This is a genomic window from Mycobacterium sp. AZCC_0083 (assembly GCF_014202335.1).
Taxonomy (GTDB): domain Bacteria; phylum Actinomycetota; class Actinomycetes; order Mycobacteriales; family Mycobacteriaceae; genus Mycobacterium.
In genome coordinates this window covers 509,145-522,333 of sequence record NZ_JACHGP010000004.1, presented here as the reverse complement: position 1 = coordinate 522,333, position 13,189 = coordinate 509,145, and the positions used below count along the sequence as shown (strand labels likewise).

Here is a 13,189-nt window from a genome sequence, read left to right as displayed (position 1 = left end):
CGATGACCACACGAGGCGAGGCCGCGGTGATCGTCATGGCCGCCGGGGCCGGCACCCGGATGCGGTCGGACACCCCGAAGGTGCTGCACACCTTGGCTGGCCGCAGCATTCTGTCGCACACCCTGCACGCCGTCGCGAAGGTCGCCCCGCAACACGTCGTCGTGGTGGTCGGTCAGGACCGCGAGCTGGTGTCGGCTGCCGTCGACGCGCTCGCCGACCAGCTGGGCCGTCGCATCGACATCGCCGTGCAGGACCAGCAACTGGGCACCGGCCATGCCGTCGGGTGCGGGTTGACGGCGCTCCCCGACGACTTCGACGGCACCGTGGTCGTCATCACCGGTGACGTCCCGCTGCTCGACGCGGACACCCTTGCCGACCTGATCGACTCGCACGGCGCCGAATCCGCTGCTGCCACGGTGCTGACCACGACCGTGCCGGACCCGAAGGGTTACGGCCGCATCCTGCGTACCCAGGACGGCGAAGTGATCGGCATCGTCGAGCAGGCCGACGCCACCCGCTCGCAGCAGGAGATCCGCGAGATCAACGCCAGTGTGTACGCGTTCGACACCGCACCGCTGCGCTCGGCGCTGAGCCGCTTGCGCTCCAACAACGCCCAGAGCGAGCTGTATCTGACCGACGTGGTCTCGATCGTCCGCCAGGACGGCGACCTGGTGCGGGCACGCCACGTCGACGACAGCGCGCTGGTCGCGGGCATCAACGACCGGGTGCAACTCTCCGACCTCGCCGCCGAGCTCAACCGCCGCATCGTGGCTGGTCACCAGCGCAGGGGCGTCACGGTCGTCGATCCGGCCACCACGTGGATCGACGTCGACGTCACCATCGGCCGCGACACCGTCATCCGGCCAGGCACCCAGCTTCTTGGCACCACCGAGGTCGGCATGAACTGCGAGATCGGCCCGGACACCACGTTGGCCGACGTCGAGGTCGGTGATGGTGCGTCGGTGATCCGTACGCATGGACAGCTGGCAGTCATCGGCGCCGGTGCCACCGTTGGACCCTTCGCCTACCTGCGCCCGGGCACGCAGTTGGGCGCCGACGGCAAGATCGGCACGTTCGTCGAGACCAAGAACGCCACCATCGGGGCGGGCACCAAGGTGCCGCACCTGACCTACGTCGGCGATGCCGACATCGGCGAGCACTCCAACATCGGCGCGTCGAGCGTGTTCGTCAACTACAACGGAGAGACCAAGAACCGCACCACAATTGGATCGCACGTCAGGACCGGGTCCGACAACATGTTCGTCGCGCCAGTGACGATCGGCGACGGCGCGTACACCGGTGCGGGCACGGTCGTCCGCGAGGACGTGCCGCCGGGGGCGCTGGCGGTATCGGCCGGTCCGCAGCGCAACATCGAGGGCTGGGTGGTGGAGAAGCGGCCCGGCAGCCCCGCGGCAGCCGCGGCGGCAGCCGCAAATCAGGCGGAGGCCGCGCTCGAGGCCGAGGCGGCCGCCGCCGAAGACGACCCAGCCAACGGCTGATTCGTATTCCTTTTGTTGGCAATCTGGTAACCCGGCAACGCGCCACCGGCAACGCTACGTACGATTGCTCCGTATCGCTCCCCGACCGCGAAGGCAGTACCACTGTGGGCACGGACTGGACCGACAACCGCAAGAACCTGATGCTCTTCTCGGGTCGCGCGCACCCTGAGCTCGCCGAACAGGTGGCCAAGGAGCTCGACGTCGAGGTCACCGCTCAAACGGCTCGCGACTTCGCCAACGGCGAGATCTTCGTCCGGTTCGAGGAGTCGGTGCGTGGCAGCGACGCATTCGTGTTGCAGAGCCATCCGGCGCCGCTGAACCACTGGCTGATGGAACAGCTCATCATGATCGATGCGCTCAAGCGCGGTAGCGCCAAGCGCATCACGGCGATCCTGCCGTTCTACCCGTATGCGCGGCAGGACAAGAAGCACCGCGGCCGCGAACCGATCTCGGCGCGCCTGGTCGCCGACCTCTACAAGACGGCGGGCGCCGACCGGATCCTCACGGTGGATCTGCACACCGACCAGATTCAGGGCTTCTTCGACGGTCCGGTGGACCACATGCGCGGGCAGTCGCTGCTCTGCGGGTACATCGCCGAGAACTACGCCGACCACGACATGGTCGTGGTCTCCCCCGACTCGGGCCGGGTGCGCGTCGCCGAGAAGTGGGCGGACTCCCTTGGTGGCGTTCCGCTGGCCTTCATTCACAAGACCCGCGACCCGCTGGTGCCCAATCAGGTGAAGTCCAACCGCGTCGTCGGCGACGTCAAGGGCAAGACCTGCATCATCACCGACGACATGATCGACACCGGCGGCACCATCGCCGGTGCGGTCAAGCTGCTCAAGGAGAACGGCGCGGACGACGTCGTCATCGCCGCCACGCACGGTGTGCTGTCCGACCCGGCGTCGCAGCGGCTGGCCGACTCCGGCGCCCGCGAGGTGATCGTCACCAATACGCTGCCGATCGGCGAGGAAAAGCAGTTCCCGCAGCTGACCGTGCTGTCGATCGCACCGCTGCTGGCCAGCACCATCCGCGCGGTGTTCGAGAACGGCTCCGTCACAGGGCTCTTCGACGGGTCGGCGTAGATGGGCGAGCGTCCAGCCGTCATCTATCACAACCCCAAGTGCACGACGTCGCGCAAGACGCTGGATCTGCTGCGCGACAACGGGATAGAGCCGAACGTCGTGCTGTACCTCAAGACTCCGCCGTCGCGTGCGGAGCTGAAGAAGATGATCGCCGACGCGGGCATCGACGTCCGTACCGCCGTGCGCAAGCGTGAGGCGCTCTACGCCGAACTCGGTCTTGCCGGCGCCTCCGACGACGAACTGCTCGACGCCATGGCAGAACACCCGATCCTCATCGAGCGCCCGTTCGTCACCACCGCCAAGGGCACCCGGCTGGCCCGGCCGATCGACGCCGTCCGCGAGATTCTGTGACCCGCTGGGTAGTACCGGCCGTCAGGATCGGCACAGCCGCGGTGGTCGTCACGGCCGCGGTGGGCTGTGGCCCCGCGACACCCGACTATCAGTCGATCTGGTCGACGTCCGCCACCACGACGACCACCACCAACACCGAAGTGCCGGTGCCCCTCGCGACGTATCTGGAGAACATCGGCATCACGGGTGCGCCGGTGGCACCCGACAAGCTCACCGATCTGACCGTTTCCTTCCCCACCCCGCCCGGCTGGGCACCATATGTCAATCCGAACCTCTCGCCCGGCACGCGCATGATCGCCAAGGGCGACACCTACCCGACGGTGATGCTGCTGGTGTTCCAGCTGACGGGCGACTTCGACGTCGCGGAGGCGCTCAAGCACGCCAACGCCGACGCCCAGATGTCGGAGAACTTCAAGAAACTCAACGACTCGTCCGACAACTACCGCGGCTTCCCGTCGTCGATGGTCGAGGGCACGTACGACCTCAACGGCAAGCGCATGCAGAGCTACAACCGCGTCGTGATCGCCACCGGCACGCCGGCGCGCCCGAACGTGCCGGGGCAGAAGTACCTGGTCCAGTTCACGATCACGAGCTTCGCCGACCAGGCCGCCGCAAACGGACCCGACATCGAGGCCATCCTGAGGGGATTCGTGGTCAAGGCCAAGTAGGCCTTGACCGGTCATTAGGCTTTGGCCCATGAGCGAATGGACCGCCGCCGACCTGCCCTCGTTCGCCGGCCGCACCGTCATCGTGACCGGCGCCAACAGCGGCCTCGGCGAGGTGACCGCGCGTGAGCTCGCCCGCGTCGGCGCCAAGGTCGTGCTCGCCGTCCGCAACACCGCCAAGGGCGACGCTGCCGCGTCGGGTATGACCGGCGACGTCGAGGTCCGCCAGCTCGACCTGCAGGATCTGGCCTCGGTGCGGGCATTCGCCGACGGTGTCGACAGCGTCGACGTACTGGTCAACAACGCGGGCGTCATGGCCGTGCCGTACGCGCAGACCGTCGACGGATTCGAGAGCCAGATCGGCACCAATCACCTCGGCCACTTCGCGCTGACCAACCTGCTACTGCCGAAGGTGACCGACCGCGTCGTCACGGTGTCGTCGATGATGCACCTGCTCGGCAAGATCAGCATCAAGGATCTGAACTGGAAGTCGCGCCCCTACTCCGCGTGGCTGGCCTACGGCCAGGCCAAGCTGGCCAACCTGCTCTTCACCAAGGAGCTGCAGCGCAGGCTCGACGCCGCCGGGTCGCCGGTGAAGTCCCACTCAGCCCATCCCGGCTACTCCGCGACCAACCTGCAGGGACACGCCGCAGGCGGATTCAGCAGCGCGATGATGTCAATGGGAAACAAGCTGGCCACCGATGCCGACTTCGGCGCCCGCCAGACGCTCTACGCGGTGTCGCAGGACCTGCCGGGCAACAGCTTCATCGGCCCGAAGTTCGCGATGCGCGGCCCGACCGGACCCGTCGCCCACCGCAGCCCGCTGGCACGCGACGCCAACAAGGCGACGGAGCTCTGGGAGCTGTCCGAGCAGCTCACGGACACCACGTTCAGCCTCTGATTTTCGCTGAAGGCGCTGTTTGCGCTAACCTTGCTGGCGATCACGGCGAGGGTGGCTTCGGCACTTCTGAGAGAAGTCACCGTTATCGACGGGAACCGATCCGCAGCCCAGCTGTTCGAGTCACCCTTGCCGCGCCAATCTTCACACCGGCACAGGAGCTGACACCATGGCCAAGACCCAGGCCCACACCGCGAACAATCTGACCGCAGAGGTCCGCGCCAAGACGGGCAAGGGCGCGTCGCGTCAGGCCCGCCGCGATGGCAAGATCCCAGCCGTCCTCTACGGCCACGGCGCCGATCCCCAGCACCTCACGCTGCCCGCCCACGAGTTCGCCGCCGTGCTGCGCAACTTCGGCACCAACGCAGTCCTGACTCTGGACATCGACGGCACCGAGGCTCTCGCGCTGCCGAAGGCGCTCGAGATCCACCCGATCCGCCGCAGCATCCAGCACGTCGACCTGATCATCGTGCGCCGCGGCGAGAAGGTGACCGTCGAGGTCAACGTCATCGTCGAGGGTGACGCCGGCCCGGACACCCTGGTCAACCAGGAGACCAACAGCATCGAGATCGAGTCCGACGCGATGTCGATCCCCGAGAACCTGACGCTTTCGATCGAGGGTGCCGTGGCGGGCACCCAGTTCTTGGCCGCTCAGGTCCCGCTGCCCGACGGCGTCACGCTGATCTCCGATCCCGAGTTGCTCGTGGTCAACGTCATCAACGCGCCGACCGCCGAGGACCTCGAGTCCGAGGGCGCAGGCGCCGTGGCCGAGGCCGCCGATGCGGGCGAGGCAGCGGGCGGGGCTGACGAGGCCCCCGCCGAAGCCGAATCCGAATAACTTCGGGTAGTACGGGACCCCTGCCGTGGCCGAACCGCTACTGGTGGTCGGCCTCGGCAACCCCGGACCGGACTACGCCAAGACCCGGCACAACCTCGGTTTCATGGTCGCCGACATCCTTGCCGACCGCATCGGCTCAGGATTCAAGGTGCACAAGCGCTCCGGCGCCGAGGTGACCACTGGTCGCCTCGGCGGCCGGTCTGTGGTGCTGGCCAAGCCGCGCGTCTACATGAACGAATCGGGCCGCCAGGTCGGGCCGCTGGCCAAGTTCTACTCGGTGGCGCCTTCCGACGTGATCATCCTGCACGACGAACTCGACATCGACTTCGGTCGGATCCGGCTCAAGTTCGGCGGCGGGGTGGCCGGTCACAACGGCCTGCGTTCGGTGTCCTCGGCGTTGGGTACCAACGACTTCCAGCGGATCCGGATCGGCGTCGGGCGTCCCCCCGGCCGCAAGTCGGGGGCGACGTTCGTGCTGGAGAACTTCACCGCCGCCGAGCGGCCGGAGGTCCCGACCATCTGCGAGCAGGCCGCCGACGCCACCGAGCTTCTGATCGAGCTGGGGCTCGAGCCTGCCCAGAACACCGTGCACGCCTGGGGTTAGGGCGTTCCCCTGCTTCCCCCGCGAGCGCGCGTGTCTGCGGGCGACACGCCGCAGAATGTCGACACTTTGCGCGCGCTCGCGGATCACCAGCGTGCGCTAACTCATGCCACTGATACCGCTGTCCACCACCTTGACGGTCTTGTGGGGGTAGCGCTTCTCGGCGTGCTCCTTGGCCTCCGAGTTCGGCAGGACGTACAACGTCTCCTGCTTCTCCTGCAACGGCTTGAGGACCAGGTCCATGAACCCCTTGCGGTCGTCGAGGAACGGCTCGATGACGTCCTCGCCTGCCGGGCACACGGCCAGGCAGTAGGCCGCCTTGTAGTTCGCCTTGAACGACAGGCTCTGCCACATCGATGCGTTGTCGGAATCGCTGACCCTGGACCGGAAGTCGGCGGCGTCCTCGCTGTCGGCGATGGTCTGCGCCCAGTCGGTGAAGCCACCCATGAACTCCCGGTAGTTGTGCACCGAGCAGGCGACGAAGTCGAAGTCGCCGTTCTTCTTGATCGCCCCGACCGGGCAGGCCGCGACGCACAACTTGCACTCCAAACACGGCGAGTAGTCCAGCGGCTCGCCGTAACTGCTGATCGGCGCGTCGACGAGAACGGTGCCGAGCAGGATGAAGTTGCCGAACTTCGGATGGATCACGTTGCGATGGATGCCCATCACACCCAGCCCGGAGGCGACGGCGACCGGCTTGTGCGCCACCACCCAGATCCGGCCGGGATAGTTGGCCATCTCCATCGGGAAGGACATCGACGGGTTGATCGCGCGGTGGCCCGCATCCTGGAGCGCGCGCGTGATTCGGTGTGCCGCTTCGTTCATGATTTCGCCGCTGCGATGGAACTCCTGGTTGGCCACACTGCGCGCGGTCGACCGGACGTTGTCGCGGTTCATCTTCACGACCAGGGAGATGTAACTCTTCGTCCCAGGCAACGCGCCGTCGACGTGCTCGACCTCGGATGCCAGCGCCGGGTCGTCCACGCTGGCGAATGCGACGTCGTCGGCCCCGGCCTCGAGGCACACCCGCCGCAGCCAGTCCGTGTCGATCACGCCAGGCGGCTCCGACCGATGCGCCATCATCTTTCGGACGGTCGGGTGCTCCGCCAGGCGTGGCGAAATCTTGCGGGTCGAGGTCATGCCATCTGAGTATAGTCAACAATACTTAGATGCGTAAAGATCGATCCCCCGGCCGTAGGGATTACGTGTGGATCGGGGTCGGAACGCCCCGCCGTGGGTACACCTGTTGGTATGAGCGACACGCTGCACCAGCCCCGCTGGCGGCGACTACTCGACGGTGGCCGCACCTGGGGTGCCCTGGACGTCTCGCTGAGTCGATACGGCGTCATTCGCCACCGCCTGGTGGTGTTCCCGCCCGGCCTCTCGCCCGACGAGCGGATGCTGCTGCGAGTGTGGCGGTCCTGGCCGATCTGGGGAACGCTGACGTGGCTGACGCTGCAGACCGTCCTGATGAACACCATCGGCCCCGGCCCGGCGTTCGCCACCTCCACAGGCGTCTGCCTGGGCAGCGGTGCCGTGGCGATGGCTATGACGGGGGCCACCCGCTGCGGGGTTCGGACGCTGACCGTGGTGCGGATGGTGGGGTTCGACGACCCGCTGGCCATCGAGCGGTACTCCGAGCTGTACGCGCTGGCCGAGGAATTGGCAGAGGCAGATCGCAGGCTCGCCGCCGGCGAATCGACCAGCGTCGAGCACGAGGCCGTGGTGTGGCGGGTCTACGACCGCATGGCCACTGAGGTGCGTCCCTAGTCCGAGGCGCGCCGACCATTGGTCAACTGCGTTGTTCGCGGACCGGCGGCGCTTGGCCGGCCGGTGGCGGGGCCGGGTACCACTCCTCCGGTTCGGGCCAGACGAAGCCCGGGGGTATCGAGTACGTCTCGAAGGTGGTGCCCGTCGCGGCGATGGTGTCGAAGAACCCGAATGCGTTGAGATCCATGAATCGGCCGGCCTGAACGAGGGGGAAGCCTCGGTCGGTGAACTCGGCGGTCCGCTCGTCCCAGTGCCGCTCTTCGCAGTCGAAGGCGACGTGCTGGATGCCCTCACCGTGTTCGTCGAGGAACTCCTGGAAGATCGACGGCCCGTACAGCGGTTGCATGATCTCGACCGCTAGATCTCCGGCGTCGGCGAAGCACACCTTGATCGCGTAGTCGGCCGGCGCGCCGCGGTAGGTTCGGTCTGTCACCGTCGCCGAGTCGAAGGTGTACACCCGCCATGGTCCGATGCCCAACCGCACCAGCCCCTCCATCGTTTTGCGGTAATCGGCTGTGACGAAGCAGATTTCGATCAGTTTTCCGAGAAAGCCGTTGGACAACTGGGTCGCGCTCACCACCGACGGCAGTCGGTCGGCGGCCATCATGCGCGCACGGCCCGTCGCGCCAGAACGAAGTACAGCGCACCGGCCACGACACCACCCGACAACCAGGAGAAGTCGGTATTGCCCAGTGCCGTCGCCAACGGGCCCTGCATGATGGGCACCATCCCGTACTGCCATGCCCAGCCTGCGACGAGCCCGGCCGCGAGACTGATCAGTCCGCTCGAGTCGAACTTCGGGTACACGGAGGTTCCGGCCGGTGCGTACAGCGACGAAACATCCAGTGCGCCACGGCGGATCACCCAGTAGTCCACCAGCATGATCGCCGCCCACGGACTGATCCACACCAGGATCGACACCATCCAGTTGTCGAAGGCGTGCGCGAAGCTGTCAGCCTCGACGAACACCACCAGCACCGCCGAAGCCACCAGGCCGGCGATCAGGGTGACCTTCCACCGCGCGGCGCGCACCCCGAGGGACAGGGCCGCCAGTGAGCAGGAGTACAGGTTGAGGATGTTCGTGGCGATCGGCCCGTGGATGAGCAGCAGCAGAACCGGTACGGCCGTCACGCCGAATGTGCTGACCACCAATGTCGATGGGTCGCTGCCATTGCCTGCGCTCGCGAGGCAGGCGCCGAGCGCGGCCAGCCACACGGTCGGGACGTACATGCCAAGCGCCGACGACCAGAACACCGCTCTCGACGTCGCACCGACCCGCACGAAGCGGCTGTAGTCCGACGCGTACGGAATCCAGGTCAAGCCCCAGCCAATGCCGATGGCGGTGAGGAGTTGGGTGACGGCGGTGAACTTGGCCCCCGGCTCGACCGCCGTGCCCGCAAGGGTCCAGTCGACGTCGGTGGTCGCCATCGCCAGCACCGTCATGAGCGCCATCACCAGGACCGTGATGGGCACCGTGTACTTCTCGAAGCTCCGGATGGCGTAGAAGCCGTACAGGGCCAAGCCGAGCTGGGCCGCCATGATGGCCCCGGCGACGACGAAGTCCAGCCACGGCGTCTCGCCGATCCCGAACTCGGCAAGGATCGCAAGAACGAGATCGAGTACCACCCAGGTGTTGACGCCGACCCAGCCCATCGTCAACACGAACTGCATCACTCCCGGCAGCATCGAGCCGTACCGGCCGAATGGAGCCCGCCCGAGGACCATCTGGTTCACCGCGGTGCGGTGCCCGATGACGTTGAACGCACCGAAGACCGCACACCCGCCGACGTTTCCGAGCACCACGACCAGCAGGGTCTCGATCAGGCTGAGCCCCAACGTGATTCCCAAGGCGCCCAGCACCCAGTTGATCGGCGCGATGTTCGCACCGGACCAGATCCAGAAGAGCTCCCACGGCGAACAGTCCCTGCTTCGGTCCGGTATCGGTTCGATTCCGTGCGCGTCGAACGGCACGCCACCGTCATCGGTTGCGGTCGTGTCCGCGTTCGTGGAACTGGTGGTCGATGCGTCGGTCGGGTGGATTGACATCGGAAGCTCCTTACGTGGCTTCCGCTCATCGAAACACCGCCGACTCGAGCCGAGCAGTGTATAAACGTCCACTACCAACCCATGCGATTGGATGTAAGTACACCGTGCTCAGTTTGGAAGCGCTCTTGAACGACCCCGCGTTGGAGTTGACGCTGCTGGTTCCCGGGCCACCCGGTGCGATCCGCGCTGAAGTGCTGTGGCTGCACAACACCGAACTCCCCGACCCGTCGCCGTACATCCGGGCGACGGAGTTGGTGCTCACCAACGGCTTGTGGCGCGACACCGTCACCGCCGACCAGTTCGTCGCGGCACTCCGAAGTGCCCGCGCGTCGGGCCTCGTCTTCGGGCTCACCGAGCAATCTCCGCAGCCGCCGACCGATCTCGTCGAGGCATGCACGGCGGCGGACATGCCGCTCGCATCGGTGTCGATCGCCGTACCGTTCACGGCGATCACCGAGACGGCGGCACGCATCCAGGGCGAGTCCCGCCAGGAGGCGCTCGCGGGCCTGGTCCGCCGCGGAAATGCGTTGGCGACCTCGATATCCCGCGGCGGCGGCGCGGAGGGTGTCCTCGAAGTGTTGCGCAGAGACCACGATCTGCCCCTGGTCGTGGTGGATCGGCTGGGGCGGCGCCTGGCCGGGGACGGCGGCGATGCCGACGTCGATCGCGCGGCCGCCGACGCGTTGGCCCGCCGCCCACCGCCGCTGGAAGTCGACCTGCCCGGCGTCGGCATCGCGTCGCTGTTCCTCGTCGAGGGCGCGATGGGCGACGTCGATGCCGGCGTGTTCTGCCTGCGATCGCTGCGCGACCTGTCGCCTGCGGAACGCGACGGCATCGAGCAGGCGGCCAGGTTCCTCAGTCTGGAGGTCACCAAACAACAAGCGCTGCAAGCGATCGAGTCTCGGTTCTCCAGTGAGCTGTTGGAGATGATCCTCTCCGGTCCTGCCCGGGCGGCCGACGTGCCGGAGAGGTTGCGTGCCTTCGGCATCGATCCTTCGGCGCAACTGGCGGTGCTCACCATCGTCGTCGGTGACGACCCGCTGCGTCCGAGTGGATCGACCGACGAGATCGAAGGCTTCTTCACCCGGCGAGGCATCCCGGCCGTGGTGGCGTCCGGCAGTCAGGACACCGTGGCCGTGATCCCTTGGGGTAGTTCGGTTCCCGATCTGGTCGAACTCGTCGAGCATCTGGTCAGCACGGTGACCAAGCGCTTCCCCCACGACCGCACCGTCGTGGGCATCGGTGGCCTGGCCGCGAACTCGACGGGCTTGCGCGAGCCGCTGATCCGCTCGCGAGAGGTGTGCCAAGTCCTGCGTCGTCGCGCGACCGGGCCGCAGGTGGGAACCTTCGCCGACGTCGGTACGCATCGCATGCTCCTCGGCCTGCACGACCGGGATCTGCTGCAGCGCTTCGCCGATGACATCCTCGGGCCGTTGCGGGCGAACGACGAGCAGAACGGCACCGAGCTGGAACGCACGCTGCGTGTCTTTCTCGGCAATGACGGCCACTGGTCCACCACCGCCGCCGACCTCTACGTCCACGTCAACACGCTGCGCAACCGGGTGGCGCGGATCGGCGAGCTCACCGGCCGCGACGTGACCAAGCTGCCGGATCGGGTCGACCTGTTCCTGGCTCTCGAGGCCGACGCGCTCAGCTGACCGCTACGCGCCACGCCTGGGCATTGGCGATGGTGGCCATGGGTGAGAGCATCGCGTGGTCGAACGGCTCCAGATTCTTGCCGACCAGCAAGCGGGCGGGCAGATCGGGATTGGCCAGCGCGCCGCGTCCGATCGACACCAGGTCGGCGTGGCCACCGTCGAGGACCGCGCGCGTCTGATCCAGGTCGTGCATGCCGCCGTTGGCCATCACGGGCAAGCCGCTCACTTCGCGTGCCAATGCCGTGATCGTTCTGCCGTCGGAGAGACGTGCGGTGTCGATGAAATCGCGTCCCTCACTGGCGATGTGGAGATAGTCCGCACCCGCCTCGGCCAGCGCGGCGAAGACGACCTCGGCGTCGGCGACGCCACCGGGCCAGCGATAGGTGAAGTCGTTCACCTTGGTCTGCGATACGCGCACGCCGAGCAGGAAATCGCCGCCGAGTCGGCTGCGGATGCCAGCCACGATGCGCGCGGTCAGCCTGATGCGGTTGGCCACTGGTCCGCCGAACTCGTCGTCCCTGGTGTTGGTGTAGTCGGTGAGGAACTGGTCGAGCAGGTAGCCGTTCGCGGCGTGCACCTCCACCCCGTCGAATCCCGCAGCCCTGGCCCGCACCGCCGCGTCGACGAATCCCCCAGTCACAGAGTCGATGTCGTCGTGGTTCATCTCGCGGGGTGTCGGCCAGCGGCCCGACCCGCCGTACTCCTCGAGCTTTTCACCGCGCGGAGCGACCGGCGACGGCGCGATCGTCCCTACGCCGTGCGAGTTGCGTTGAGACAGCGCACCGGCGTGCATGAGTTGTGCGATCACCGGCACGCCCTCGGCATGCACACCGTCGACCATCCGCCGCCAGCCGTCGACGTGGGCATGGGTGGCCAAACCGGGTTGATTGAGGTAGCCCTGGCTGTGGGTCGTATCGGTGTAGGTGCCCTCGGTGATCACGACGCCGAAGCCACCGCGGGCGAAATCGCGGTAGTAGTCGGCCATCTCGCCGGTGGGCGTGCCGTCGGGCGACGCCGACACGCGGGTCATCGGCGCGACGGCCAACCGGTTCCTCAGATCGATGGCGCCGATTCGTTGTGGCTTCAAGGCGGGATGTGTGGTTTGCACGAGCTCAGTTCTCCTTCGATGGAATCGGATTCATTGGGTCGACCTCGACGGCGAGTTGCGTCGGCCGGGCGCCGTTGATGGCGTTGAGGTCCATCGGACATGCCGACACCACCACCACGCAGTCCATCTCCGCCGCGAGCGTCAGCGCGTCCCCCGGCCTGCTCGTCGCGGGCAACCAGCTCAGGTCGCCGTCCGCCCCGACCGGGATGTTCATGAAGACGTTCACCGGCTGGGGAACCACGTCGACGCTCATCCCGATCTGCGCAAGGGCGCCCCGCAGATTGGCCGCGCACGACGCGTGCTCCTCGACGCCAAGCGCCTGGTAGCGCGCCGGGTCGCAGGCGGCGATCAGCATGTCGTGCACGCCCGGCGAGGTGTCGTCGACGAGCGTCAGGATCGGGCGTCGCAGGGTGGTGACGAACTGTTCGCCGATGAGCGGGAAGAGCCTGCCCGTCGAGGTGCGGGTGTGGGATGCCGACAGATGCTCGGCGGGGTCACCGGCCGCGAAGGCGAACAGGTCGCCGACCTGCCCGCCCTCGACGTCGATCACCCGTACGTGTTCGCTGCGTCGCACCCGTACCGCTCGGCCTGCCCCGGCGGGCACCACGACGCGCGACGATGCGCTCTTCAACTCCATGACGCCATTGAAGCGCCGAAGCAATGGTTCCGG

The 13,189-nt window shown here is 67.2% G+C and carries 14 protein-coding genes; 9 read left to right on the top strand and 5 right to left on the bottom strand.

From position 1 onward, the window contains the following. Window positions 1-2: 2 nt before the first annotated feature. The 7 genes from glmU to pth all read left to right on the top strand — a co-directional run bounded on the left by glmU (window position 3) and on the right by pth (window position 5,940). Entirely contained in the window at window positions 3-1,499 is a 1,497-nt protein-coding gene (glmU, locus tag HNP02_RS12955; protein ID WP_184438820.1) for a bifunctional UDP-N-acetylglucosamine diphosphorylase/glucosamine-1-phosphate N-acetyltransferase GlmU, read from the top strand. A gap of 104 nt (window positions 1,500-1,603) precedes the next feature. Next, window positions 1,604-2,584, top strand: coding sequence for a ribose-phosphate diphosphokinase (locus HNP02_RS12950; protein ID WP_184438818.1), 981 nt, complete (start codon window positions 1,604-1,606; stop codon window positions 2,582-2,584). Beyond that, window positions 2,585-2,935: an arsenate reductase (glutaredoxin) gene (gene arsC, locus HNP02_RS12945; protein WP_184438816.1), complete on the top strand. Its 351-nt coding sequence runs from the start codon at window positions 2,585-2,587 to the stop codon at window positions 2,933-2,935. Further along, window positions 2,932-3,603, top strand: a complete 672-nt coding sequence (locus tag HNP02_RS12940) for an LpqN/LpqT family lipoprotein (protein ID WP_309241529.1) — start codon at window positions 2,932-2,934, stop codon at window positions 3,601-3,603. The genes arsC and HNP02_RS12940 overlap by 4 nt, the downstream gene beginning before the upstream one ends. Before the next feature lie 28 nt (window positions 3,604-3,631). Then, window positions 3,632-4,501, top strand: a complete 870-nt coding sequence (locus HNP02_RS12935) for an oxidoreductase (protein WP_184438814.1) — start codon at window positions 3,632-3,634, stop codon at window positions 4,499-4,501. Between the two features lie 166 nt (window positions 4,502-4,667). Continuing rightward, window positions 4,668-5,336 (top strand): 50S ribosomal protein L25/general stress protein Ctc, encoded by a 669-nt coding sequence (locus HNP02_RS12930; RefSeq protein WP_184438812.1) that lies wholly within the window; start codon window positions 4,668-4,670, stop codon window positions 5,334-5,336. Between the two features lie 25 nt (window positions 5,337-5,361). Further along, window positions 5,362-5,940, top strand: coding sequence for an aminoacyl-tRNA hydrolase (pth, locus tag HNP02_RS12925; RefSeq protein WP_184438810.1), 579 nt, complete (start codon window positions 5,362-5,364; stop codon window positions 5,938-5,940). A gap of 96 nt (window positions 5,941-6,036) precedes the next feature. Here the strand turns inward: pth and HNP02_RS12920 are convergent, their stop codons facing one another. Further along, window positions 6,037-7,077: a 4Fe-4S binding protein gene (locus HNP02_RS12920; RefSeq protein ID WP_184438808.1), complete on the bottom strand. Its 1,041-nt coding sequence runs from the start codon at window positions 7,075-7,077 to the stop codon at window positions 6,037-6,039. Between the two features lie 111 nt (window positions 7,078-7,188). Here HNP02_RS12920 and HNP02_RS12915 point away from each other — a divergent pair, with 111 nt between their 5' ends. Next, window positions 7,189-7,707: a DUF6611 family protein gene (locus HNP02_RS12915; protein ID WP_184438806.1), complete on the top strand. Its 519-nt coding sequence runs from the start codon at window positions 7,189-7,191 to the stop codon at window positions 7,705-7,707. Window positions 7,708-7,729: 22 nt separating this feature from the next. Here HNP02_RS12915 and HNP02_RS12910 read toward each other — a convergent pair whose 3' ends face one another. After that, a complete protein-coding gene (locus HNP02_RS12910; protein WP_221317486.1) occupies window positions 7,730-8,314 on the bottom strand; it encodes a VOC family protein in 585 nt (194 codons plus the stop codon). Continuing rightward, window positions 8,311-9,753 carry a cytosine permease gene (locus HNP02_RS12905; RefSeq protein ID WP_184438804.1) on the bottom strand — a complete coding sequence of 481 codons (1,443 nt, stop codon included), beginning with the start codon at window positions 9,751-9,753 and terminating at the stop codon, window positions 8,311-8,313. The genes HNP02_RS12910 and HNP02_RS12905 overlap by 4 nt, the downstream gene beginning before the upstream one ends. A gap of 104 nt (window positions 9,754-9,857) precedes the next feature. Between HNP02_RS12905 and HNP02_RS12900 the strand changes: the two genes are divergently transcribed. Then, window positions 9,858-11,411 (top strand): helix-turn-helix domain-containing protein, encoded by a 1,554-nt coding sequence (locus HNP02_RS12900; protein WP_184438802.1) that lies wholly within the window; start codon window positions 9,858-9,860, stop codon window positions 11,409-11,411. On the opposite strand, the gene HNP02_RS12895 is transcribed toward HNP02_RS12900, so the two are convergent. Together HNP02_RS12895 and HNP02_RS12890 are read right to left on the bottom strand one after the other, a co-directional pair. After that, complete coding sequence (locus HNP02_RS12895) at window positions 11,404-12,519, bottom strand: NADH:flavin oxidoreductase (protein WP_184438800.1); 1,116 nt, start codon at window positions 12,517-12,519, stop codon at window positions 11,404-11,406. The genes HNP02_RS12900 and HNP02_RS12895 overlap by 8 nt on opposite strands. Window positions 12,520-12,523: 4 nt before the next feature. Then, a complete protein-coding gene (locus HNP02_RS12890) occupies window positions 12,524-13,156 on the bottom strand; it encodes a DUF1989 domain-containing protein (RefSeq protein WP_184438798.1) in 633 nt (210 codons plus the stop codon). Window positions 13,157-13,189 lie beyond the last annotated feature (33 nt).

Coding starts and splice junctions, on each gene's coding strand:
- glmU (WP_184438820.1), top strand. CDS start 3: ATGACCACACGAGGCGAGGCCGCGGTGATCGTCATGGCCGCCGGGGCC.
- arsC (WP_184438816.1), top strand. CDS start 2,585: ATGGGCGAGCGTCCAGCCGTCATCTATCACAACCCCAAGTGCACGACG.
- HNP02_RS12935 (WP_184438814.1), top strand. CDS start 3,632: ATGAGCGAATGGACCGCCGCCGACCTGCCCTCGTTCGCCGGCCGCACC.
- HNP02_RS12930 (WP_184438812.1), top strand. CDS start 4,668: ATGGCCAAGACCCAGGCCCACACCGCGAACAATCTGACCGCAGAGGTC.
- HNP02_RS12920 (WP_184438808.1), bottom strand. CDS start 7,077: ATGACCTCGACCCGCAAGATTTCGCCACGCCTGGCGGAGCACCCGACC.
- HNP02_RS12915 (WP_184438806.1), top strand. CDS start 7,189: ATGAGCGACACGCTGCACCAGCCCCGCTGGCGGCGACTACTCGACGGT.
- HNP02_RS12910 (WP_221317486.1), bottom strand. CDS start 8,314: ATGATGGCCGCCGACCGACTGCCGTCGGTGGTGAGCGCGACCCAGTTG.
- HNP02_RS12905 (WP_184438804.1), bottom strand. CDS start 9,753: ATGTCAATCCACCCGACCGACGCATCGACCACCAGTTCCACGAACGCG.
- HNP02_RS12890 (WP_184438798.1), bottom strand. CDS start 13,156: ATGGAGTTGAAGAGCGCATCGTCGCGCGTCGTGGTGCCCGCCGGGGCA.